Below are 24,418 nucleotides of genomic sequence, written 5' to 3'. Positions count from 1 at the left end.
GTTATTTAATATGATCAGTCAACAGGACTCTCAATGCTTTCTCCCCGTTCGGACTCGAGGGAGATCGACACTTCGCATGCCAGTAGTAGCATTCTTCGTCACTCATTTGAGCGATACCACGACAGAACGCCCGCATTCGATCAACACGCTGGATGGGCTTGATTCCGAGAAAGCCAAGCGCGAGTCGGATTCCTGGTGTCTCCGGGAGGAACATATCGCCGCGGCCGGAGCCCGTGACGATCGATTCGTCGAAATTAGCATCCTGTAGCGTCTCCCGAACCAGCGGCAGGAGCGATCGCAACCTGCTCCCGGATAACCGTCTGATCTTCACCGCTGTCCAGTCATCCCAATTCCAGTGGTCGACCTCGAGACGGTCTGAATCCCCGAAGACCACTCCGAAGGGATCGACTACGAGCTGCCGGTTCGGATTTGATCGCTCGATGCGATCACTTCGCGTTGACGCTTGCTCCGTCGGAAGGAGTTCGTACAGCGTCAGCGTGCCCCCGTCGGAGCCATCGCGACGAGCGAGCGCAAATGTTGGACGTCCACCGTAAACGCTACTGCCGAATTGCCCATCACTACGCTCTTGGGACAGAGGGGGTGCAGGCTCGGTTCCAGACTCTGGCGGCGACTGTGGTGTCATTGGTCGACCTCTGGAGCGATCTTGGTCGGCCCCTGAGCCTGCACCTTCACGTCGATATTGGTCTGCCCGAGGGCATCCTCGAGTTCGGCAAGCAAATCATCTTCGTTATCCGTGATTGGTTCTGGTTCCGCTAGGCCAACACGGAACTTCAGATCGATCCGTACCGTGTCGCCGAATGGATCCGGTTGATTTGTAACCCGAGAGAAGTCCTCAAGGCCACCCTGGAATGTCGCCTCGTACGTTGCATTCGAGGATGACGCCGTCTCGTAGTGCATTCGAACCGAGACGTGGTCGGCTCGCTCTTTGAGTGCTCCCTGCTGGGCGATGAACGATCCCTTCGAGAGTTGGTCCTCGCCACCGACCTCGACTGTTACCTGTGACAGGCCAGAATTGCTTTCCGACGGTGCTGCCGAAATCGCTTCACCCCGGACCTCTTTGAACGCCCGGGAGGCTGCCATCAGACTAGTTGCGTGATCCCATTCCGATGGCTGTGTTTTTTCGTCATCAGTTCCGATCTCGACCTGGACCGAGTCCGTCCCCTTCGATTCGCTTTCATAGGTGGTCTCGAGACCGTCCTCTATCTCTTCATCGTCATCTTTCGGCTCCGGTGTTTTGGGAACTTCGAGCGTGTCGGCATGCACCTCGAGGAACGCCTCGATATCCGTGTATACCACGTACTCGTCGCCGATCTTCACATCTGAGTCCTGGATCGATGTTTGGACGTCAGGTGACTCGACGAGTGGCGCGTCTTCCTGCCAATTGTCCGGCTGTTCGTCCTCGTTGCCGTCCCAGTAGACGGTTTCGGTCTCACTGTCCCAGTAGACATAGCCTGAGTCGTCGACCATTCGTGCGACCGTCTTTCGCAGCGGTTTCGTATTTAAGAGGTAGGGGAGACCCGGTTTTTTCGCGAACTGGGTAACCAACTGTTGGGTCGTCATGCTGTCCTGGGTCCGCTGCCAGAGCTTCTGCTTGAAGAACGCCGTCCCCTTTGCGCTTGCATCCGCTCGGATCAAACGGTCCTCAAGCGTCTCTTCAACTGCGTTGACGAGCGTCGTCCCACCATTGGCCTCGGTCGCGTTAATCGTGATGTGGGTCAATCCGTCCCGATCGACGTAGTAGAGGTGCCGATAGACTCCCCGAACGAGTTCACCAAGCAACCCGTGGGCTTGATCGCGACGTTCTCTGAGCTCCTCGATTTGCTCAGGCGACAGATCCGCAGTCTGTTGGGAGTCGTCAAGCAAGGCCTCGATCGCCTCGAGCTGTCGGGCCTCTCCGATCCCGCTCTTGATCCGCTCCTCGTCCGGTGCGAGGAAGAGGACGTAGTTCTTGTACACCCGGCTCTGAACCTGTCCGCCGTGCTTAGATGCGGACTTCTGGTATAGCGTCTGGATCTTCTCCGGTGTGTTCTCACCGCCGTCCGACACCGGAGCGGTGTCCATATGCATGATAGCGAGCTGTGGCTTCGAGACCTTGTCCGGAAGATCGGCCGGTGATTCCGGGAATACGGCTGTTTCGAAGCCACCAGTCCCGACTTCGGACTTGAGGCGTGACTCGAATCGCGATCGAGCCTGTGCGTCAGGTGTATTATCTACACGCTGGTCGATGATCCGGATGAGGTTCGGATCAGACTTGAACCGCACTCGCTCCTCGTCGTAGAGGTAGTAACACGCGACGGTCATGTCGCCGCCGGCCAGCGCCTCGAGTGCAGAATCGTAGTTGTCGAACCGGATATTCGGATGGCCGAGCGTCGCATTGAGTTCCGCTCTCGTGAGCCCGGTCGCTTGCTCACCGTACGCGAGGCTATGCCAGAGGACCGACGTCGTCAGTTGGCTCCCGAGTGGTGGGATCCCTTTCTCCGTCCACTTTCGATCCTCGAGCTGTGCATGCGCGGTATCGTCCTCGCTGTAGATGTCAGCGGACATCGCCGCGCTCAGATCGACGAACTCGAAGAGCGTCTCGTGAAGGGTTGAATCGATACTCCCACCCGGATCATCGTCCGACGGTGTGAGATCATAGAGCCGAACGAAGTGTCGATCGTAGTGATCCGGCTGGTGGTTCCAGAGATAGTAGACGGCTCGCGCTAGCAGTTTCAGTGCACCGCGTGTCCGCTGGAACCGAGGAATCGTATCGATTTTCTCTGTCAACGTATCCAGAACCGTTGGGTGGAACGGGTATTCTCGAGTGAGTCGGTCAACGTAACTCGCTTCTGTCGCTTCCTGTGGGAACTGCCGGTCACTCTCTGTATAGAACTGGAAGTAGTTCTGGGAGATCGTCTCTGCTACTTCCTCGTCGATTTCCTCAAAGAGACGATGCTGTAGAACCTGGCCGACTTCGCTTTCATCAGTCGGAGTGATCGTCTTGTGCTGTCGACGGCCGATCTGATTTAGTTCGTCGATGAGAGTTCGGATTTCCTCCGCTTCTTCTTCGAATGCAGTATCGGCGATACTGTAGACGACTGTAACATCGTCTACCTCGGACGCAGTCTCGAGCAGCGAAAGGATAAAGCTGAGCGTCTGACTCGCGAGGGTTGCATCACCGACTTCGACACCAGATGCTGCTTCGAGATATGCGGCAATTTCATCGATCAGGATGAGCGCAGGTCCATCGCCGTACTCGAAGAGATCCTTGAGAGTATTTCCACCGGGTGCCTGCTGCTCTTGGTCGTATTCTTTGAGATGTTCATATCCCTCGAGACCGTACAACTGATACGCGATTTCACCCCACATCGTTCGCGTATTCGGAGCGTTCGGATCCGAACGATCACTCCTGGCGTTTCGAGCGTCGACGTGACCACCGACGAAGACGGCGGAATCGACCGTTAATCCATCATCGACAGCGTCGCGGTAGGTATCGACGAGATCCGCATCGTCCTCAAGAAGGTGTCGTTTGAGATCGCCGATCGATGTAGGATCTGTCGCGAGATGGTATGATGCGATCAAGTCGTGTGTTTTCCCACCGCCGAAACGGGTATCGAGACAGAGGATACTGCTATTATACCGCCCCTCATATCCAGTACCCTCGAGGAACTGTCCAGTGAGATTACTGAGCAAGGTACGCAGCCCGTCCGTCGGATACGTCATCTCGAAGAATAGGGCTGGGTCTTTGTAGACCGGCGGCGCATCCTCAGGCGAATGTGCAACGGTTGCGAGACTTGCTGCGAACTGATCCTCTTGGAGTGTCCCCTCGAGAACGTCTCCCCGTGGTGAACAGGCGTCAAATAGGCTTGTGTACTCAGTAGTGCTCATTTGCTCTTCCCTTTTGATCCAGATTTCGATACTATCACGAATTCCTCATAATTGCTATTATCGACCATCGCATGAGCAATGCTCTTAGACTCCGCAATGTCGACTTCAATCGAATCACCGACATTGGCGTCGAATTTGTCTATTTCAGGGCCAGAGAGGCTTATTCGGCCAGAATTCCCCGTGTTTTGCCCGATACGCTTCCGAGTCATTAGATGGTCACATCACTTGATCGGAATGTTATAACCTTTACTTAGTCTAATCGCACTGCACCAACTCGCCGGCGAAGACGAGAGCCGAGAGCTCCGGCCGGACGAACTCCGCTACGCGTTGGGAACACTCGAACATAAGCAGTTGCTCGCCGAGCTCCCACCGACAGTTGGCCGAATCGTTCAAACGCTTCTCACAGCCGAAAGCCGCCTGTCACAGCGTGACCTCGCTGACCAAGCAAACATCTCTGTATGGACCATCCGGAACTATCGCAACCGGCTCGAGGCGTTCGATCTCAACCGGGTTGACGAGAACGGATATCGTCTGGCGTTGTCGTTTCAGACTACTTCCGAACGCCGCGATCCCGTTGTTCCAACTGCCCTCGAGGAGAACCAGACACTCCTCGACGCCGTCGACACATTGCTCGAGACAATCCTCCCGCCAGAGCGATACAGTAATCCCGACGACCCACTAGGCAGCGTACTGTTCTGGCCGCCGGGTCCCCAGCGATTACTCAATCACCAGCGAGTTGGTCCGTGGCTGCGACTAGCAGCTGCGCTCACAGCAAGAGGATCTACCGGGAACAACCAGGCCATGCAGATGGGCCCACCGCTCGAGCAGCAAACGCTTTCTCATCCACCTCCGTAGGATTTACTAGCTGTTGTTCTTCCGGCTGTGGATGCCGTAATCGATGTGGACTTCCGGTGTGCTCGGTGATTCGGCTGCAGCGGTTCCGTTCCAATCGAGAACATGCACGTTCGCCAGTTCTCCAGAAAACCGGAACCGTTGGACTCCAGTTTCGATCGTCCCCTCGACAGCATGTTCCGAGACCACTGTGGGTTTCTCGAGCGAGTCAGTCTCAACTGGTTCGATATCGCCATCGACGCTAATTTCGTAGTTGGATGGCACTCCACGACCAATTACTGTAACGATATTTGTCATTGTTCTCTCACTTGGCATACAGTGGTAGACTCAATTTTGCCAGTATAAGCCTTTTTATTGACAGAACGGTCGGAATTTCCAACGCTCTCGAACGAACGAATATGGGATGCTCTACAACTCGACGTACTGATCTTCCCATTCTCGTCTATCCTGAATCGCTTGCTCTCCTGCGTCGCTGATCGCGTAATAGTTCGTCCGCCGATCGAGTTCGCCCTTCTCGACCAACTCCTTGTTGACAAGCGTGTCGAGGTTTGGGTACAGCCGGCCGTGATTGATCTCGCTCTCATAGTACCCCTCTATCTCCTCCTTGACACCTTGGCCGGACGGGCGGTCGGCACCTGCGATCACGTACAGGAGGTCTCGTTGGAAGCCGGTGAGGTCATCCATCTCACGTGAGTATTCAACGATGCTGTATTTGACTTCTTTTCACGGAGAATTGTATGTTTTCGCACTGTGAAAATAGAATATTGTTCCCTGTTGAATATATTCTTATACTCAATCAAACGATGGAAACTGTAGCGGAGGCCGGTTCGTTTAGCAACTGTGGATAGCGTACCTATCTCGCTTGGGGGCAAGAATGAAGTGTGATTTCTGAGATGTTGCCCTTCAACCTCTCGTTCGTGGCTGTCACACACCTACCCCAACGCCGTACCCTTATTCAATAGATCACTCTCGAGGATTGTGGTGCCGACGTGAGTCATCGCGAGGTCGAAACGCGTCTTGATCGACCCGCTGCCACCGAGTTCGGCGTCGACGACCGCGTCGAAGTTCGGTACTCGGAGGTTGACGATACTGATCAGGCATCACTGTTCGCGGATACGGGCCGACGACCAGCAGATACTGACGGGCGAGGACGCCAGCGCACAGTTTCTTTTCGATGCACCCGGTGAGAACAATGACTGATTCTTCCGAGAGCACCCACAACGGCGAGCGAAAGGTCACATCTGCGGACGCAAAAACACGCATACTCGCGCTGGCCGCAGCGACTCCTGATCTACCAGTCAAAGGCGGCTACACCCATGGTGATCCGTGTCCCCGCTGCGAGGCAGCGGTGTTGGCCGGACGGTTCGACGATGAGGGTCAGCAGGTTCTCGAGTGCGAACGGTGCCTATACTGTCCCACAAGCAGGTGAGACGCTGAATCCGCGTCACATCGTCCGGTGGTGTTGATCCGTCGCCTTTCTCCATCGAGTCCTGTTCGCGATCGATGCACTCTCCCTCGGTTACGTGACCTGGTTTCGTGAGGATTGCTCCTACCAGCATACACAGTACGAGACGCTCGAGTTGGGAGTCGGGATGCTCGACAATGACTTCGCAATCCCGACCTCGAGCGGTACACCGAGCGCTTCAGAGAGTACGAGCCTCACGTTGGCGTCCTCGGTGATGCTTACTCTGTCGACGAGGCCCGTGAATACGTTCTCGCTGCGCGCGACCTCCAGGCGAGTTATCCTGAATCGGAGCTCGTGATCGTGCCGAAGTGCCGCGAGGCGATCGACGCGATCCCAGAGGACATCGTACTCGGCTACCCGCATGGGTACTCCGACCAGCTCGCACACGAGTTCTCGGATCCGGCAGACTGGCGTGGACGACGAGTGCACATCCTCGGTGGCAGTCCGCGCAAGCAGATAAACGCGATCGAGGCGCTTACTCGGCCAACACTAGCGGGCGATCCACCAGCTGACATCATCGGGCTCGATTGGAACGGCTTGCATCGAGGAGCGCAGTTCGGCGAATTCTGGACAGGTGAGGGCTGGGATGACAGCGGGCGGGACGTCTTGTCGGAGTGGCCTCTCTGGCCTTCGTCACGATGCTCCAGACAGGGGCTCGCGGCCCTCTGTTAGCGTTAGGCTTGGCAGGGATGACTTACCTCGCGTGGATCGTGGCGGTCACTGATGTGGCGGTCACACGTCGACGTATCGCTGGGGCGGCCGCTCTCGCAGCCAGCGGCGCGGGCGCAGTTGTACTTTTCGCGGGCTCGACGGTCTCGAGGATGGTTACACTCGTCACGTGGGATGGCGCTTCGAGTGCAAGCGGCCGGGTCGATTTTTAGGTGAGTTCGGTCCAGTACGTGATTGACGCGCCGATATTTGGACACGGGATCGGGAGTTTTGGCGTCCTTTACGTCGGCGAAGACATCCGCTCGTATCCGCACAATATCGTGCTCGAGTTGGGCGTCGAGGGCGGCCTGGTCGCCGTGATCCTCTTTGCGGCCTTCTCGGGGTGGTGCCTTCTGTGTGCCGTCCACAACCGACATCGAGACCCACACCTGATCGGGGTCACGGTCGCCGTGTGGGTCTATCTGTTCGCGAATGCGATGGTGACGGGCGACTTGTCGACCAACCGGATGTTGTTCGCGGGGACCGCGCTCCTGCTCGCGATCAGTTCGATCCAGCCGCATCCGGTCAATCCGCTGGCTGACGATCTCCTCGGACGATAGGGGCGGCAACCGGCAGTGGGCCGGAATCCCCTGTGGACCTTTGACCCAATACCGTGAGTTCCAACAATACCGACCTGTACGACGAGTGGCATCACGACGAACCAGGCCTGTCTCCCCGACAAATGCAACTCTATCGCGATGAGTTCCGCGAGATGATTGGGCTCGACGTGCCGAGGCGGCGAAGTGAGATCGAGGCCGTGCGAGCGCTGGGCTGGTATCGACCGTTTCGTGAGATCGTCCTCATGTTCGCCATCGTCAATATAGAACCGCTCTGTGAGCCACTCTAACCGTAATTCAGCAGCTATTCAACACGGCAGAACTTAGAGGTTCTGGGAGGATGGTAGGCAGGAAAATCTGTCTCTGACACGGCCGGTGACGGGGTATCTCTACAGCTATGCGGTATTTTAGCGAGGTGTCTAAAAGACCTTAAATCAGATATACAGACAGAAGTTTTGATGGCTCCGAGTCTCTATTGACACTGTTCTCGTACTACAACCGTGCTCATGGGGTAGTCGACCCACCATGCACATTTAGAGGTGAAAACTCATGACTGTCATTGCCAGATTCGAGGTTATCCCAGTCCACGACGGAAGTCTGTCCGAAGACATCGCACAGGCTATCGACGCACTGGACGAGTTCGATATCTCATACAAAATGACCGCGACAGACACGGTCATCGAAGCCAACGAGGTAGATGAGGTATTCGAAGCAATCCAAGCGGCACACAACGCAGTTGAGGCCGATCGAATTATCACATCCGTTGAAGTCGATGACCAGGGAAGTGATCAACACGCCGAGGATCGCGTTAAATCCGTGGCTAGTGTGCTTGGCCGCGACCCAGAGAAGAACATGTAGCGTGGATCCGACAGGCCTGAGAGGCCTCGTGCAGTACGACGCTGCTTCTTTTCCACTCGCGTCTCAGTTTGATAGGTTTATGTCTGTTCTGACGACACACTGCTACCCACCTGTAGTTCGCGGTAGGTCATACAGTTCGGGCAGCCGTGGACCTCGCCATCGATACCGAATACTCGGATAAAGTCACGCGTGATGAACGCATCACAGTCACTGCAGTGAGGCATGTGTTAGTCTTCCATGCCGATCCTTGTATAACGTGATGAGATCATGAGTTTGAGAGCAGCGTTATACTAACCGTCAGGTCTCAGGGGCCACACCAAGTCTCATAGCGGTGAGCCTGTGGAAGTACTGATGCCGGATGTGATTTGTTGTTGTGTTTGGAGACCTGTATGGAACCGCTGAACAATCTCTGACTGGTGCTCCGGACATGCCATAGCTACAATTGCTCTCTCTCTCTTGGACCGGAACCATGTGATGGGCTGATACTATGCTGGGTAAACTGCTCGGTTGATTTTCCTGTGCGAACTCTACGGCTCAGCATATCCAACCTCGGAGTACGGATTCGATGTTGCGCAGGGAGCGATGGAAGCCGACGAATTCCTTGATCAGCTGGAGGGAGATCAAGCCTATAACCACGCTGACGTCGCTACCGATCTCGCTGAAGAGATCATCAATAGGGCTCGAGCCGATCTCGACTGAATTTCTCAGCGTTATGTTCGCACGTGTAGTGAACGGATAGTTCGGTCCAGATTGCGTGAAAGAACGTCATGCAGATCGTTCTCTGACTCCCTCGGGAACAAGCAAGATGGACAGTCCCCTACTGTTGCTCGAGTTCACTTTTGAACTCGAGTCCACGTGATCTGCTGTTACTGGAACCGCGGTGTTTCGCACAAGATGGCACCCAACTAGTGTGCGGTCACGGTGGCACCCAGATACTGCTGTCACACCGGCAGCCTAGTCGTGCGTGGTACTGCTGGCACCCCAGCAGTGCATCAAGGTGAGGTGAATTGACCTGTGTCGCTCACGTCGGCACCCCAGATGCCGGTAGCACTGACTGGCGCCCCCACACTGACGCTTTGCGTCTTTGTCGGCCGATTTCGGCAGCAGAGGACTGTCCTCACTCTTGTCGGTGGTGACTGCCCTGTGCAGCCCCACAGCCATGCTTTGCTGGTCCTCATTCGATCCCTGGGGTTCCTTCATCTCTGTCGCCGTTGGGTCCTGCTGCTGCAGCCTCCCGCTGCGCGGTCTCCTGCTGTGCGGTTCATTCTGATTTGCGGACCGCTGCTCGAGTTCACGTGTCGCAGTTTCTCGCTATCCTGGATGGCAGCGCTGTCGGCACTCTCGGTGCTCTTGGTGCCTGTCCTCTGCTTCGTATTGCCCTTTCTTCTGTCGTCAGCTTTTCTGAACTCGCTGCTCTCATTGCTGGACTGTCCCCCTTTCGCCTCTGCGTCTTTCCGCTCTGGGTCCGGTACGCCCTGGCTGTCCCACAGCCTCATTCCAGCTGTCTTCCTCGCTGTCGCTCTCGAGTGGACTGTCCCACTGCTGTCTGTTCCCTACTCTGGGTCTTGGTGCTTACTCGAGTTTCCGCCGTCTCTATGCGCCCGCTGGGGTGCCCCTCTTCGCGTCCTCTCGTTCATCCTCTCTCTTGTGATATATTCGGGTACCACCTCTGCTGTTGCACTCGTCAGTCTGGCTCTGGTACCTGCCTAGGTTTTCCCGTAGGTTCTGTGCTGAACTCTCCTCGAGATATTTCTCGCACATCTGTATCAGTATGATGATACTACTCTGGGTTTTCCCTCTCTGCGTTATTTTTTGGGTTTTCACCTGGCTCATGTACAGCAATCGGTGTTTTCCAGCTCAATTGAATCCAACCAGAATATTATTGTTGGTGTAGTTCGTTAGCCTTGAGTATAGTAGACTATGACATCTGATACATCCGCTATCCTTCCCCCCGCAGAGGCCGACGAAATTCAGGAGAAACTTGATCGGGGAAATGACCATCGACGCAATATCTTGAGCGCACTGGTAAGCGCTGAGAGCGACGCTCTAAACACATCAGAAATCCGAGAACGGGCCAACGTACCCAGCGGCAGCATGAACCACTATCTCGTTACTCTCACGGAGTGGGGAATTCTCGAGGACACGGGAGAGCGGGAGTACAGCCAAGGCGGCGGGCGGAAAGCCCGTGTCTGGCGGCTCAGCGAGAAGGGTGAGGAATTCGTCGAAGAGTACTCGGATGCACTCACTCCGCCAAAAGGGGCCGCTACAGCGGAGCGCGTGACAGCACTGGAAAATCGGATCAAAGATCTCGAAGATGAAACGCGGAAACGTCGGAAAACGATCGTAGAGATACTGAAAGTGATCGCCGAATCCCAAGATGAACAGACCCAACAGCAGGTCGCAGAGATTGTGACCGACGCCGACCTATAACAGTCGGTCAAGCGACTCCGTATGCTTGTTCGTATTCTCGCTGGCTGCCTCGCTGTTATCGTCTTCTGGTTCCGGATCGTCGTTGCTCTCGTCCTGGACGTTGCGATCGGCATCATCACTATCGTCACGACCGAGACTCGAGAGCGGGACAGTCATGCCGTCAATGTAGACTTGGAGCGAGTCGCTATCAGACGGCACTACAAGGATGTGCCAGCTGTCGCCGTGATCCGGTAGTTCGCCGTCGTCGAAGAAGTGCTCTGGAATGACCGGGGTTTTGACTGTCCGGAGGTTCTCGGTCGCCCCATAGTCGACCGAAGGGTACCGATCAGCGTCCTCGTAGATACTCTCGGCGTTGGGGAAACGGGCGTGCTCCTTTCCGGTGTTGTCCCGGAGGATGTACTCGCCAGTCCGTTCGTTGCGAACCCAAACATCCTCTCGAGCACCGTCTCGGTAGATTTGTTCTCCGTCGATACTCAACGGATGCAAGTTGTAGAAGCGCGTCTCTCCGTCTGGCTTGTGGTTCTCGTGCGCTCCCAGTGGCTCTTCAGAGAGCGTCTTCCACACGTTCGGAGCGATTGACTCGCGAGCGATGAACAGACATTGCTCCCCGTCGTTGACGGCACTGGCGAGATTCTTTACCGTTTGGCCCTGTTTGGTGCTCCCAGTAGCCTTCTCGGCTTCGATCGAGACGCTATTCAGGTCGGTCAACTGGGTAAGCACAGGCTCTTCGTCTTCAAACTCAGCGACTCTATTGGCGATCTCTCGAGCAGATGCCGAGTCGTCTAACTGCAGCGCATCGTCTAGGTTGGCCGTCGCATCAGGCATATCTGAGCCGTCTTGCTGGGGAATATCCACCAGAAGCCCGGTATCTATCAGCGGATCATAGGCGTCTCGAAGCAGCTGCTTGTGACCTTCACCGCCGTTGTTCTCCTGGACGGTGTCTTCGTCGTCAGCGAGGGAGTTCCCGCCAGAGAAGATAGCCTGTTTCCCCTGTTCGGTGCATCGAACGTATAGCTTCCCGCCACGATCCTCTCGTTCGATCTCACGGGCAGAGAGGTAGTCCAGAGCCGAGGAAACCTTCGATGGAGTGGAGACGTCCACATCGTGCAGGTAGTCGCCCAGGCGCTCTGTGACGTCATTTAGGAACACAAAGCCATCGTCGGATCCCTGTCGGAGCGCTTCGTCGTAGATCGCCTTGCACACTCGAGATTGTTGCCACGGCGTGAGGGTCGTACTCTCGGCTTCTTGTCCACTTGGTGTCCCGAAGAAATGGGATTCGTCCTTGATCTCTTCTGCTGTCTCCGGGATCTCCCCATACCGTTCTACGGAGCGGTGCTTGAGGTCGATCACGTCGGCGTCGCCCATGAGGTCGGCGTTGCCTACTTCGCTCCGTACCTCGCGAACGGGAGTAAACGTATTCACGCGATAGGAGTGCGTGAAGTCGTCGTTATCGTCGTGGGTCCGCATGTACATGGAGTACCGCGAGAGATTCGAGAGGTCCGAGTCGTCGATCGTATGCTGGCCGGCGATATACTTCGCGTCCTGTCCACTGGTTCCGAAGCTAACGAACGTCTCAATCTGACTCTCGACGGCATTCGTGAGGCTCTCGGGGAGCTGGTAACTCGGTGCCTGACAGGCAAGGACGAACCAGAGCCCGTAGCCGCCGGCCTCAGAGAGCATTTCATCGACGTTGGACTCTCGAGTCACTGCCTTGTCGAACTCGTCCCATACGCAGAAGAACGGATCCTCGTTCTCGCTCATCTTCTTGGCGTTGTAGAAGCGCCGAACGAGCGGCGTCGTGATGAAGTTCTTCTCGGTTTCCCCGAGCGAGGGATCCAACCGTAGGACCGCTATCTTCCCGTCATCGACGATATCCTGGATCCGGATCGTCGGTTCTCGAGTCGAGAGCATGGTCCGAAGCGTCGCATTATGAACGACGTTATCCATGCGACCGGCCAACGGCTCGAGGTCAGCGTCTTCTTTCTCCTTGATCCGTTCGGCCGTCTCCTGGATGAAGTGGACCCGTTCTTCGTTCATCCAGTCGGCGAATCGCTCGAGGTTATCCTGAGACGAGCATGCTGCAGCAAGATCGACGGGAGTGCATGTCTTCCCCGATTGCGTCATCCCCCGGATGAGCGTCCGCGTGACGCGACTCATGAGCGCTCCCCAGTAGTTATTGGACCCGCCAGTCTGGGCGAACGCAGCGGACATGTCGTCGGCCAGACTCTCGACGTAACTCGAGTGAGCAACCGATCCTGGCTCAAGCTCGTCGGGTACCTCGAGCAGGTTGAACCGGACCATCTCCTCGAAACCATCACCAGTGTCGATAAAGACGAAATCGTCCTCCGGTCGGTCCTCCGGCCACTCGGCGATGAACTCCTCATCGTCGTCGTCCTTCCCGAGCGTAATCACGAGGCCGCCGTAATCGCGCTCCATGACCTGAGACGTGAAATTGGTGAGTAGCGTCGACTTCCCCTTCCGGGTCCCGCCGCCCACGAACATATGCGCGTTCAGCGTGTGTTCGTAGATTCCTGCCTCGATGCCGTTCTTCGAGCCCCACCCGAACCAGAACGGATCTCCGGGTCCGGACGAATCGAGCATTGAGAGCTGTTTCTCTTTGGTACTCGCCATCGACACGCCGGCGTCTTCAAAGTCAAATCTGGCCGTTCCTGGAGGGATCCCTTCGCCGGGCTTCGAGAGTGCCCAGTCTAGGTTCTGCTGGTTGATCTCAGCGTTCGGGACGTGGATGATCCCGGCGGCTTCGGACTCGGATTTGACGATTCCTCGGTCTACCCACTCGCGCTTTACGAGTCGATCTAGCTCTTGGCGGAGGTCCTTGCCTTTCAACGGGACTGACTCAAACTTCTGCTCTGTGGCTGTCTCGTAGTAGTTTTCGAACTGAGTACTCGCCTTCTTCACCCGCCGGCGTGCGACCGTTTCGTCCTCGGAGACGGCAAAGAGACGGATATTGACGTTCCACGCCCGATCTCCGTGCTGATCCCGGACGATCTTCGCGGCCTTCTTCTCGATATCCGAGGGAGGATGTTCGACCGTCGTTGTCGTGAAGAGTCGTCGCTTCTTCTCAAACGACGGCTGGTTGAGGTTGTGAGCGATATCATCCACGTTCGGCCCGCCGTTGATGCCGTGGACCCAGTCTCGAGGTTCCGGACGGAACACGACTTGCATGAGGACGTCGGCCGTGGCTTCACCGTCTGCTCGAGAGTCCTCGATCGCGCTCGTAATGCCGCCGAACGGATCCCGGCGGAAGCCCTCAAGGTCAATATGTTTGATCGGATAGAGCGTATACAGCGAGAGGTCTAACTCGGCACCGGCGACGTACCTGCCCGCTTCAAACGAGAGTGTTTCCGGCGGGGCTTGTTCGATGAGTGCGTTCGGGTACTTGTCCTGCAGTTGGCTCTCAAAGGTATCCGTCCAGTCTGGATCAGGGACGTACTGGATGTTCATCCGCTCTCCCGTGTACCGAAGTTCGAATGAGTGCGTCGCGGAGACGTTCTTTCGGCCCCTGAATCTACCCTTTTCGACCTCGTACACGGATTGCAGGAAGTCGCGGCCGCTGTCAATCCCATCGTTGTCCTTAAACGGCCGCACCTTAATCGCCGGCCGACTCTCCGGGTCGGGGAGATCGTCGCGAAGGCTCGTGATGAGGTCCTCATCGAGTGCGAGTGATCCAAACTCAGAGAGGTTGACGGCCTTATCCGACCGCTTGCTATCTTTCCGAAGTGTCCGGTGATCGTTTCCGAAGAGTCCCACTAGATCTCACCCCAGTTGCGCTCGAGGTAGTCGTCGAACGCGCCGTGCTCTCGTGGTGAATAGGTCAACGACACCGCCGGGTTCGCCACGTCCCGCTTGGGACTCGCACTGGGACTCGAGGCAATCCGGATGGTCGAGCAGGGCGTCGCCAGCCCCGCGGATATCGACGAGGGGATGGCGCTCGGCTACGGCCATCCGATGGGACCGATCGAACTGACTGATCACATCGGGCTCGATGTCCGGCTCGACATCGCCGAGTACCTCCGGGAGGAACTCGGCGAGCGGTTCAGGCCGCCGCAGTCGCTTCGGCGGAAGGTCCGGGCCGGCAAGCTCGGCAAGAAGACCGGCGAGGGCTACTACGTCTGGGAGGATGGCGAGCGCGTCGGGACGAGCGGCGACTGGGGCAACGACTGAACTGCGACGGTACGGTGCCGCTCGAAGGGGCTGACGCGCACCGTCGGCCGCACGATCCGTTGTTGAGCCAGAGGTCGAGCCCCATCGGCTCGTTGGGCGTGCGAACGATCGGATCGATTCGCGACGGCAGTGGTCTGACGGGCGACACGAACGGGCGGAGTGGTGGGGTTTGGGTCGGTCTACCGAACCATATGAGCGACGACAAGTCAGCGCGAATCGCGAGCGTGTCGTCACGCAATCAACTGTCGCCCGAAGACCCGACGCATTTCGATGCGATCGAGGAGAGCCGCGGTGGCGTTCGCGGCCCGTTTCAAGTACTGCTTCGAAGCCCAGAGATGACCGGGCGGACGGGCGAACTGGGCGCGTACCTCCGTACGAAAGCCAGTTCGACGGGACCGATCGGGGACTCGCGGTTCTGACGGTCGCCCGTGAGTTCGACTGCGCCTACGAGTGGGCCGCGCACGGACCATTCGCGCGGAGGAGCGAGAGGCGGCGATCGACGCGATCAGGACGGACGAGTCCGCTGCCGGCCTCACTAAGGACGAGGCAGCGGTAGTCGAATACGGTCGTGAGCTGTTTCGAGAGTGCGGTATCGCTGCGGACACCTACCGGGCGGCGGCCGATTGGCAACTCGTCGAACTGACGGCGACGATAGGGAATTACGCAATGCTCGCGTGTGTACTGAACGCGTTCGAGCTGCGGCCCGACAACGACACACCACAGTTACCCCGACGGTTCGATCACCGTTGGCTCCCGACGTCGCCGCTACAGTGGCGAGACGGCGTCGACGAAGGGCCAGTACAGCGTCCAGCTGAGTGCTACAATGACGAACGCGAACGCCAGCGTGAGCAGCCCGAGTGCGGTGACTTCCCTCATCGTCAGCGGTCCCTGTTCGTACGAGATCAAGACGGTGGCGTTGTTGAACGGGAGTAGCGTGGTCGACATCAGCAGAATCGCCAGTCCGAAGGAGAGGTACAGCTGGTTCACCTCGAGCAGCGTGGCGAACTCGAGGAGGATGGGAAACATCACGAGGAACGCGGCGGAGACCGAAGAGAACGCAGTCCGAACGAATATCGCGACGAAAAATAGCATGAGGAGCACGACCGCCGTCGGTGCACCGAGCGGAAGCACGGACGCGAGTCCGGAGATTAGGAAGTCGAACGCGTTCAGGTCCTGCATGACCTCGAGAAGCGAGAGCATTGTCCCGATAAGGAAAATAATTCCCCAGTTAATTGACCGGACTTCTTTGGCGGTGACGATGCGGACGCCCGGCAGCGAAAACACAAGGACGACGAACATGCCGGGGATGATCGTGGATATCCCTACGAACGAGCCGACAATCCAGAAACAGGTTGCGGTGAGAAGCGTCCCGACGACGATCAACTGATCGCGGGTCAACGATTCGGGAGCACCGTCAATGCCGTCGATACCGTCGATCGATCCGTCGGTGCGTACTTCGCGCGTTTGGAGGTCACGATCGTCGTCAACGTCATAGACGAAACTTGCGGCGGCGATCCCGATCGTGAACAGGAGGACAATCGGCGGCGTCATATACAGCGCCCACTCGACCCAGGTGATTGGCCGGACGATCGAACTGGTCAGCGCCGACGCCGCGATCGCCATTCCGCCGCCGGTCATCAGTGCCAGCGACCCGACGGGGTTGAGGTGGCCGATGACGTAGTAGGCCAACCGGCGGAACTGACTGTCGTTATCGATGTTGTACAGTTCGTTGACCCGGTCGACAATCGGAAAAAACGTCGCCGTTCGAGCGGTGCCGGAGGGCATGATGAACGCGAGGAGGAGGATCGTGGCGGCGAGCCGGCGGATGGAGCTCTTCGGCGTGCTCTCGGGGGAGACGAGGAGGGTGGCGACCCACTCGTCGAGATCGACCTTCGCGACGCTCTTGCCGATGAGCAGGAGCAAGACCATGAAGAACACGAGGTTCGACGCGAATCCGACCGTCGCCGCCTCGAACGTCGATGCCACGCCGAGCGTGTAGAGCAGGATCACGCAGAGGATGCTCGAGATCGTGTACGGAACCGGTTTCGTAATCCACAGGAGCACCGTCGCGAGGAACACGGAAAAGGCGAGCTGGACATCGGGCTGGACCGTTGCGGAGACGGGGACGAACGCGCCGATTACGAGGATCGCGGCTGCACCGGTGAGCCCCAGTACCGATGTCGCCTCGAGGTTGGACCTGCCGAAGACGTTCACGGACCGACTGACAGGCTACCGCATAATATTCGTGTCGACTTTCGGCGCTGCGGTGCAACTCGCTGCTTGAATGGATTCCCGATCGGATCGGTCGCCGCTGACCGGTGACAGGTGCTATCACACCGCTACTGTTAATGAGGTGTAAGTAGTGAGACGTACCAATGGCAACGTTCGATTTGGACACGGAAGAGTACATCCACGATGACGACCGGATGCAGTCGTTCATCGATGTCGTACAGACGACTGCCGAGGAGTACGAAGAGATCACGGACCTGCTCGCGGCCCTGGAAGCACCGTTCGAGGAACTCCTCGCGGACAACGGCTGGCTTGACGAGAAGTATCAGCAGCTCTGTACTGACGAAGATGACGACATGGGGAACATGGGCGACGACATCGCCCAGTGGCTGCTGTACCGTGACGGAAACAAGCTCGCACTGTTCACGCTCGTCTTGCCGCCTGGTGCCTCGACGCCGGTCCACGACCACCTAGCGTGGGGCTTAGTCGGCATTTACGGCGGCATGCAGCGCGAGGAGTTCTACCAGCGCGTCGGCGACGGCAAGAACGATGTGGGTGAGGCCGAACTCGAGCACCTCCGGACTGAACACATGGAGCGGGGAGACTACTACGAACTCGCGCCGCCAAACAACGACATCCACTCGGTGACGACAACGTCCGACGAGCCGAGCGTGAGCGTTCACCTCCTCGGCGCCGATGTCGGCTGTATCGAGCGCCACGCGTTTGATGTCGAGGACGAGGAGATCGAACTTTTCCACTCCGGATACACGAACGTCGAATGTGACGAGATCATGGAGGCGCCGGACATCGGTCACGGACATGGAAACGGGTATGGTCACAGTCACGACTAGTCGATCTCACACGCGTCCGGCCGGGAACGGCCCTAAACTCGAGGCAGTTACGCCGTAGTCGAGAGCGAGAAACGGCCAAAAGGATAGATACTTTTTTCTCCTTATCGAGGCATGAGCCGGAACGCGTTTCCCGAGAGCTGGGACTACAAAACGGACATCCTCGTCGTCGGTTTCGGCGGGGCAGGGGCGTGCGCGGCGATCGCGGCCGCCGACCGAGGCGCCGACGTGTTGATTGTCGAGAAACAGGCCGAAGACGGCTACTACTCGAACACCAGGATGTCCGGTGGGGCGTTCCACAGTCCCCGCCCCGATGGCAACAGGGACGTACTCGAGGCCTATGCGCTGGCGATGTTCAGCGGGGATAACCTCCCCTGGAAGTTGGAGGGCGAACTCCCGTCCGCGATCGCGAGTGAGCTCGCCGCGGCGTGGGCGGAGTACGCGCCACAGAACCTGGCCTGGATGCAGGATCTCGATCCGGAATACAGCGCCGTCGAGGAGCGCGGGGCGGCCTTTCCCGAGTTTCCGGGTGCGGACGAATCAGCGTATCGAGTACTCAGGAGCACGTATTCGGGCGAGATCAACAACAAGAATCGATGTCAGAAGGACGATCCGAAGTCTGTTACGGAGTCCGGCGAGGCGTTCTACACATGTCTTTGAGAGGGTATCGACGACCGCGATATCGACGTCCTGTGGGAGACCGCGGCGCGGGAGTTCGTCGTCGACGACGGTGCCGTCGATGGGATCCTCGCGGACCGGCAGGGAACAAGGGTCGCCTGCGGTGCTGGAGCGACCGTCCTCACGTCGGGCGGCTTCGAGTACAACAAGGACTTGCGGCTGAACTTCCTTGAAGGACCTGGCGTCGAGGGATGGGCGTTCTACGGTACGTCGGCGAACACAGGGACGGGGATCGAGATGGCAATGGAGATCGGCGCCGGACTGTCGAAAGTGAGTAAGGCAGCGTCCTGGATGATCGCCGCGATTCCGGTTCGAGAACACGGGCTGAAGATCGGGCTGCGGACGCTGGTCGTCGGCCGGCCGAACACGATCGTCGTCGACAACTTCGGGGAGCGGTACGCGGCGGAGCGCACCATTACAAAGGATCCAAGCCGGTACTTATTCTACAAGGAGGGCGTCCGGTTCGACGTCGAGGAATTGCTGTACCCGCGCATGCCGTCCTGGCTCGTCTTCGACGAGACCCTCCGGAAGCGGCGGTCGGTGGTCAGCCTCCGCGGGACGGGCTATCAGGGAATCGAGTGGGGCGAGGAGAACGGACACGCCATTGAGAACGGGTGGATACTGCGGGCACCGACGATTGAGGAGCTGGCGCGGGAGATCAGCGACCACCCGGAGAACAGGGAACTGATGGACGCAGACGCGCTGCTGGAGACTGTCTCCAAGTACAACTGCTGCTGCGAGGTGAGCAAGACAGATCCGTTCGGCAGCGAGCCCGAAAACATGGCGCCGCTGCGATCTCCACCCTACTACGCGCTGCCGCTCTACCCGGGCGGACCGAACACGAAAGGAGGGATCCTGGCCAACGGGGACCGCGAGGCGCTGAACACGGAGCGGGAACCGATTCCGAACCTCTACACCGCTGGCGAAATCTCGTCGGCGTTCAAGTTCGTCTATCAAGGCGGCAACCTCGCGGAGTGTATCGCCTTCGGCCGCATCGCCGGCGAGAACGCCGCGGAGCGGGCGCTGTCGGTATCGAGGCGCTGACGACTCGACAGCACCGTCACCCGCCGCGGCAGTCGCAACTCGAGTCGGAGCGGATCGCCGCGGCGCGACGGCGGTAACCCGGCCCCTTTGAGAGGTTCACGGCAAAATTGATCTCCACCACGGAGACAATAGGGGCGAACCGAGTACAACGGAGTGTGCAATCGTTCGCCGAAGTCGGCAGCAACGCGAAAGCGATCTGGACCGATGGAAAAGGCAAGATCCTGTTCGCCGTCGCCGCGGGGTGGTTCCTCTCGATCGGTCTTCGATTCGTCTATCCGGTGTTGCTCCCGTCGCTGCAGTCCGCCTACAGTATCGATCTCACGACGGCGGGGCTCCTGTTGAGCGTCCTCTGGGTCGCGTACGCGCTCGGGCAACTCCCTGGCGGGATCCTTTCCGATCGGATCGGTGAGCGGAACATCCTTGTCCTGAGTACGGCCATCTCGGCCGTGACGATTGCGCTGGTCGCGGCAGCCGATTCCGTCCTCGTGCTGTTCGCCGCGACGGCAGCGTTTGGCGCCGGCACCGCGCTCTATGGCGTCGCTCGGTTCACCACGCTCTCACACGTGTTCCCCGACAACGAGGGGGTAGCGATCGGACTAACCATGGCTGCCGGCGATCTCGGTAACGCGCTCCTCCCGCCGGCCGCGGGACTCGTCGCGGGCGCACTGGCCTGGCAGTACGGGTTCGGTCTCACCGTGCCGCTGTTCACGGTCGTGGCCGCCTTGCTGTGGATGTCCGTTCCGAAGCGGACGTCGGCGGGCTCGAACGCGATCGACGAACTCTCGCTCGACGCGTTCCGGGAGGTCTTCGCGGCGCTCAGTCGCTCATCGATCGTCCTCGTCACGATGCTGCAGTTCCTAGGCTACGTCGCCTGGCAAGGGTTCACCGGGTTCTACCCCACCTACCTGATCAACGTCAAGGGGATATCACCCGCGGTCGCCACTCTCCTGTTCGGCGCGTTCTTCGGGCTGGGAGTCGTCATCAAGCCCGTCGTCGGATCGGTGTACGACCGGTTCGGCCTCAAGCGATCGTATCCGATCGTGATGGGCGTGTTCACGGTGACCGTCGGTCTCCTCCCGCTGTTCGAGGGATTCTGGTCGATCGTGATCGCAACGGTGTTCCTGAGCAGCATCCTCGGCTACGGGACGATCACGCTGAGCTATCTCACCACCGCACTGCCGGAGTCGGTGCAGGGCACCGGTCTGGGAACCCTGCGGACGATCTACATGACGGCCGGCGCCGGGAGCCCGGTCATTATGGGCACGCTCGCGGACCGCGGGTTCTTCGACGAGGCGTTCCTGTTGCTCGCCATCGTGGCGGCCGTCGCGATCGCGCTCTGTACGCGGATTCCGAACCAGTAGCCGCGTCGGACGTTCCGTTCGGTGATCGGGGTACCGAGACACGGCCTGCTTCAGTCCCGGCTACGAGGAGAATCCGACATCGTCGCCGAGCGTATGTTCTTCCACGACGTCCTCGTCGAGTTCGATCCCGAGCCCCGGTTCCGTCGGGACCTCGATGTGGCCGTCCGCGATCAGCGGCCCGCCCCGGACAAGCAGGTCGTCCCACCAGTCGACCTCCAGGGCGTGGTACTCGAGCACGTCCGCGTTTGGGATCGCCGCACAGAGGTGGACACAGGCGATCGTACCGACAGGGCTACAGACGTTGTGCGGCGACATCGGGATGTAGTTCTCCTCAGCCCGGTCGGCGATTCGTTTTGACTCCGCGAGGCCGCCGCAGGTCGTCGGGTCGGGCGTGACGATGTCGACGGCGTGCTCGTAGAGCAGTTCGGACAGCTCGTGGACGCGGAAGCGGTTTTCGCCGGTCGCGAGCGGCGTCGAGGTCGACCTGGCGAGTTCGCGCTGGGCGCTCGTCTCCTCGGGCGGAACGACGTCCTCGAGCCACATGATATCGTACGGTTCGAGGGCTCGAGCAAGGCGTTTTCCGCTCTCGACCGAGTAGTCCCAGTGGCAGTCGAAGGCCAGATCGACATCGTCGCCGACGGCGTCGCGAACGGCCGCGACGATCTCGCGCTTACGTTCGATTGCGGCGTTGTCGAGGCGGCCGTTGTACGGATCGGGTTCGATGTCCGACGGCATGTCGAGGTCGAACTTGATTGCCGTGAACCCCGAGTTGACGACCTCCGCGGCCGTCTCGGCGTACGCCTCGGGCTGGTAGGCGTCGTCGCCTGCATACTCCGTGAAGCCGTCGTCGACGGCGTACGCCTCGCCGGCGTGGCAGTCGCAGTAGATTCGGATCCGGTCGCGGTACTTGCTGCCGAGCAGTTGGTAGACCGGCAGCCCGTAAACCTTGCCGGCGAGGTCCCAGAGCGCGATCTCGATGCCCGACGCCGCGGTAACGACCTTCCCAGTCGTCCCACCATGACCGGACATTTCCTGGACGATGCGCCGGAAGAGTCGCTCGACATCAAGCGGATTCTCGCCGACGAGGAACCGCTTCGTGTACGCGATCAGTTCGTCGATCCCCCCGCCCCGGTAGGCCTCTCCAATCCCCGTGACGCCGGCGTCGGTGTGGACCTTGACGAGATTCCACTCGAAGTTCCCTTCGACGACGCAGGTCTCGATATCAGTGATCGCGATGTCGTGGTCGGCCGGTCGGACGGTCGCATGATTGGAAAAGTCTCGCATGCACCTATTACTGACGGACGGACGAATAAGTAATGCGGTTGGGGTCAACGTGACGAGGAGACGCCGCCCGGGCCTCATCGGGAACCTCCAACGGTCACGATCCGAGGTCTCCGGCGTCGTATCCCAGTGCGGCGGCAACCTTCGCCGGGACGCCGGCGGCGGGTATCGGTCTCGGTACCGCGGCTCCGATATCGTCAATCGACCGAGTCCCGGTTCTCCTTGATCCATCGTCGCCACTCGTCGGGAATCGACGCGGCCGAACTGGTCTCGCCGTCGATGACGACCTGAGTCGTCCTGGCCGTTGCGGCGACGTCGCCGTCGGCGCGTATCTCGTACGCCTTCGTAATGCTCAACTCGCCCAACCCGTCGATCCGGACCGCCACCTCAACGCGCTGGTCCGGTTTGATCGGTGTCTTGTATTCGAGGTGGAGTTCGACGATCACGGTGTCGACCTCGTCGATTCGCCGTCCGATCACGTCCCGGTAGTACCCTTGCCAGGCTGCCCTGAGATAGCTGGCATAGATGGGATGTTGACGTGACCCATGTCGTCAATATCTCGTACCGTGTCTGTATCTCCGTGCTGTAACTGAACTATGACACGATGAGTACAATATCCGAGACGCAGTTGTATGTTCTGATACGGGCGATTCCGAACACAGGAAACGGGACGAACGTTCAGTAACCGGCCGTCTCGCGATCGGTCCACGGCATATCATTAATAGGCTGGAGTTTCGATATAGGAGTACGATGGTCATTATTGCTGCCGTAGATCAAACCGAACCGAACGACGACGTGGTTAGAGAGGGACGCCGCCTCGCGGATGCGTTCGGAGCGCCGCTGCACGTCGTTCACGCGCTAGACCGATCTACGTTCATCGAGTTGGAACGTGGTCAGGTCGAAGACAAGGGGGAGACGGTGCCACTCGAGGAGGTGCGAGGGATGGGGCAGACGATCGCGTCAGAGGCGCTCGAGCGAATTGGCGTTGAGGGGACCCCCGTCGGGCTCGTCGGGGAGCCGGCCGAGGAGATCATCGACTACGCCGACCGGAACGACGCATCGCACATCGTCCTCGGCGGCCGGAGTCGCTCGCCGGTCGGCAAAGCGCTCTTTGGCAGTGTCACGCAATCGGTGCTGCTTAACACGTCCCGACCGGTCGTGTCGGTCCACAATGAAGAGGCGTGAACCGGCGCGGCGATCCACCGCAGCGAGACGCCCCGCTTGCCGCTACGCGATGCGACTGTGCCAGCCGCCGTCGACCGGGATAACGGAGCCGGTGACGTAGCTCGCGGCCGGCGAGGCGATGAACGCTGCGGCGCGGGCGAACTCTTCCGTCGATCCCAGTTCGTCAACCGGCAGCTCTGCCTCGCGCCGGTCTCAGGCCTCGCTCTCGGCGACCCCTTCTCGGTCGGTCAATTGCTCGACTTTCGTTCGGATCCGATCCGTGACGACGCCGCGTGGGGCGACGCAGTTCACTCTGATTCCCTCCTCGCCGAGCTCGTTGGCCTGTACTTTCGAAAGGCCGTAGATTCCCGGCCGAAACACGTGGCCAAGCGCCCCGTTCGAGGTCGGTTCGAGCGAGGAGACGGCGACGAGGTGCGTGATCGAGCCGCCGCCGTCTCGCAACGCGGGAAGCGCTTCCTGGCAGAGCAGGAGGGTACAGCGCAAGACTGACTCGTACGCGGCGTCGAACTCGTCGATGCTCGCCTCGGCAAACGTTGACGACGGCAGCGCAACGTGGTTCGTAATCAGTGCGTCGAGCGTCCCGAGCCGATCGACGGCCGTCTGCGTCGCGGACCGGATCGACCGTTCGTCCTTGAGGTCGCAGACGACCCAGTCGATCGCATCCGGGTCGGCGCCCGTCTCGTCGAGGACGCGTTCTTCGGCCGCCTTCAGGTTTTCCTCACTCCGAGAGGCGATGACGACGCTCGCGCCCTCGTCGACCATCCGGGTCGCGACTGCGAGGCCGAGCCCTTTGCTCGCCGCCGTGATGAAGACACTCCATCCGTCGAGATCGAGATCCATATGTTGTGT

General features: G+C 59.0%; 18 protein-coding genes and 4 pseudogenes. 12 read left to right on the top strand and 10 right to left on the bottom strand.

Annotated elements, in window-relative coordinates; translation table 11 throughout:
- Position 1: 1 nt before the first annotated feature.
- The 4 genes from HYG81_RS45945 to HYG81_RS42920 form a co-directional block, all read right to left on the bottom strand.
- On the bottom strand, positions 2-643 hold the full coding sequence (locus tag HYG81_RS45945; protein WP_226778488.1) for a DUF7680 family protein: 642 nt from the start codon (positions 641-643) through the stop codon (positions 2-4).
- The gene (locus HYG81_RS42930) at positions 640-3,888 is read right to left on the bottom strand and encodes an ATP-binding protein (protein ID WP_340674456.1); all 3,249 of its coding nucleotides are present in this window, start codon (positions 3,886-3,888) and stop codon (positions 640-642) included. The genes HYG81_RS45945 and HYG81_RS42930 overlap by 4 nt, the downstream gene beginning before the upstream one ends.
- An 861-nt stretch (positions 3,889-4,749) precedes the next feature.
- Positions 4,750-5,004 carry a hypothetical protein gene (locus HYG81_RS42925; protein WP_340674455.1) on the bottom strand — a complete coding sequence of 85 codons (255 nt, stop codon included), beginning with the start codon at positions 5,002-5,004 and terminating at the stop codon, positions 4,750-4,752.
- A 144-nt stretch (positions 5,005-5,148) separates the two neighbouring features.
- Entirely contained in the window at positions 5,149-5,424 is a 276-nt protein-coding gene (locus tag HYG81_RS42920) for a PadR family transcriptional regulator (RefSeq protein ID WP_226778486.1), read from the bottom strand.
- A 785-nt stretch (positions 5,425-6,209) separates the two neighbouring features.
- Here HYG81_RS42920 and HYG81_RS42915 point away from each other — a divergent pair.
- The 4 genes and pseudogenes from HYG81_RS42915 to HYG81_RS42900 form a co-directional block, all read left to right on the top strand.
- Positions 6,210-6,808 (top strand): annotated as a pseudogene (locus HYG81_RS42915) (DUF6610 family protein); the annotation flags it as partial.
- A gap of 278 nt (positions 6,809-7,086) precedes the next feature.
- On the top strand, positions 7,087-7,473 hold the full coding sequence (locus tag HYG81_RS42910; RefSeq protein WP_226778485.1) for an O-antigen ligase family protein: 387 nt from the start codon (positions 7,087-7,089) through the stop codon (positions 7,471-7,473).
- Between the two features lie 176 nt (positions 7,474-7,649).
- Positions 7,650-7,760, top strand: a pseudogene (locus HYG81_RS42905) (IS5/IS1182 family transposase); the annotation flags it as partial.
- 259 nt (positions 7,761-8,019) lie between these two features.
- Entirely contained in the window at positions 8,020-8,328 is a 309-nt protein-coding gene (locus HYG81_RS42900; protein ID WP_226778484.1) for a thiamine-binding protein, read from the top strand.
- 77 nt (positions 8,329-8,405) lie between these two features.
- On the opposite strand, the gene HYG81_RS45940 is transcribed toward HYG81_RS42900, so the two are convergent.
- The gene (locus tag HYG81_RS45940) at positions 8,406-8,552 is read right to left on the bottom strand and encodes a DUF7563 family protein (protein WP_425607576.1); all 147 of its coding nucleotides are present in this window, start codon (positions 8,550-8,552) and stop codon (positions 8,406-8,408) included.
- A 1,696-nt stretch (positions 8,553-10,248) separates the two neighbouring features.
- On the opposite strand from HYG81_RS45940, the gene HYG81_RS42895 reads away from it, so the two are divergent.
- Positions 10,249-10,758 carry a helix-turn-helix domain-containing protein gene (locus HYG81_RS42895; protein WP_226778483.1) on the top strand — a complete coding sequence of 170 codons (510 nt, stop codon included), beginning with the start codon at positions 10,249-10,251 and terminating at the stop codon, positions 10,756-10,758.
- Here the strand turns inward: HYG81_RS42895 and HYG81_RS42890 are convergent.
- Positions 10,753-14,529: a TraG/TraD/VirD4 family protein gene (locus tag HYG81_RS42890; RefSeq protein WP_226778482.1), complete on the bottom strand. Its 3,777-nt coding sequence runs from the start codon at positions 14,527-14,529 to the stop codon at positions 10,753-10,755. The two genes, HYG81_RS42895 and HYG81_RS42890, sit on opposite strands and share 6 nt — an antisense overlap.
- Before the next feature lie 63 nt (positions 14,530-14,592).
- Here HYG81_RS42890 and HYG81_RS42885 point away from each other — a divergent pair.
- A pseudogene (locus HYG81_RS42885) lies at positions 14,593-14,943 on the top strand (3-hydroxyacyl-CoA dehydrogenase family protein); the annotation flags it as partial.
- A gap of 191 nt (positions 14,944-15,134) precedes the next feature.
- On the top strand, positions 15,135-15,362 hold the full coding sequence (locus HYG81_RS42880) for a hypothetical protein (protein WP_226778481.1): 228 nt from the start codon (positions 15,135-15,137) through the stop codon (positions 15,360-15,362).
- Between the two features lie 346 nt (positions 15,363-15,708).
- On the opposite strand, the gene HYG81_RS42875 is transcribed toward HYG81_RS42880, so the two are convergent.
- Positions 15,709-17,157 (bottom strand): SLC13 family permease, encoded by a 1,449-nt coding sequence (locus HYG81_RS42875; RefSeq protein WP_226778480.1) that lies wholly within the window; start codon positions 17,155-17,157, stop codon positions 15,709-15,711.
- A gap of 161 nt (positions 17,158-17,318) precedes the next feature.
- Here HYG81_RS42875 and HYG81_RS42870 point away from each other — a divergent pair, with 161 nt between their 5' ends.
- The 4 genes from HYG81_RS42870 (at position 17,319) to HYG81_RS42855 (ending at position 21,103) form a co-directional block, all read left to right on the top strand.
- Positions 17,319-18,023 (top strand): cysteine dioxygenase family protein, encoded by a 705-nt coding sequence (locus HYG81_RS42870; protein ID WP_226778479.1) that lies wholly within the window; start codon positions 17,319-17,321, stop codon positions 18,021-18,023.
- Between the two features lie 111 nt (positions 18,024-18,134).
- A complete protein-coding gene (locus tag HYG81_RS42865) occupies positions 18,135-18,680 on the top strand; it encodes an FAD-dependent oxidoreductase (RefSeq protein WP_226778478.1) in 546 nt (181 codons plus the stop codon).
- Positions 18,681-18,686: 6 nt separating this feature from the next.
- Positions 18,687-19,742 carry an FAD-dependent oxidoreductase gene (locus tag HYG81_RS42860; RefSeq protein ID WP_226778689.1) on the top strand — a complete coding sequence of 352 codons (1,056 nt, stop codon included), beginning with the start codon at positions 18,687-18,689 and terminating at the stop codon, positions 19,740-19,742.
- Between the two features lie 155 nt (positions 19,743-19,897).
- Positions 19,898-21,103 carry an MFS transporter gene (locus HYG81_RS42855; protein ID WP_226778477.1) on the top strand — a complete coding sequence of 402 codons (1,206 nt, stop codon included), beginning with the start codon at positions 19,898-19,900 and terminating at the stop codon, positions 21,101-21,103.
- A gap of 60 nt (positions 21,104-21,163) precedes the next feature.
- Here HYG81_RS42855 and HYG81_RS42850 read toward each other — a convergent pair whose 3' ends face one another.
- Positions 21,164-22,387, bottom strand: a complete 1,224-nt coding sequence (locus HYG81_RS42850) for a mandelate racemase/muconate lactonizing enzyme family protein (RefSeq protein ID WP_226778476.1) — start codon at positions 22,385-22,387, stop codon at positions 21,164-21,166.
- Between the two features lie 194 nt (positions 22,388-22,581).
- Positions 22,582-22,863, bottom strand: coding sequence for an acyl-CoA thioesterase (locus HYG81_RS42845; protein ID WP_226778475.1), 282 nt, complete (start codon positions 22,861-22,863; stop codon positions 22,582-22,584).
- A 271-nt stretch (positions 22,864-23,134) separates the two neighbouring features.
- On the opposite strand from HYG81_RS42845, the gene HYG81_RS42840 reads away from it, so the two are divergent.
- Positions 23,135-23,569: a universal stress protein gene (locus HYG81_RS42840; RefSeq protein ID WP_226778474.1), complete on the top strand. Its 435-nt coding sequence runs from the start codon at positions 23,135-23,137 to the stop codon at positions 23,567-23,569.
- A 42-nt stretch (positions 23,570-23,611) separates the two neighbouring features.
- Here the strand turns inward: HYG81_RS42840 and HYG81_RS42835 are convergent.
- A pseudogene (locus HYG81_RS42835) lies at positions 23,612-24,409 on the bottom strand (SDR family oxidoreductase).
- Positions 24,410-24,418: the final 9 nt, after the last annotated feature.

This window comes from Natrinema zhouii, from assembly GCF_013456555.2.
In the GTDB taxonomy this organism is placed as follows: Archaea; Halobacteriota; Halobacteria; order Halobacteriales; family Natrialbaceae; genus Natrinema; species Natrinema zhouii.
This window is presented reverse-complemented; position numbering and strand designations above follow the sequence as displayed.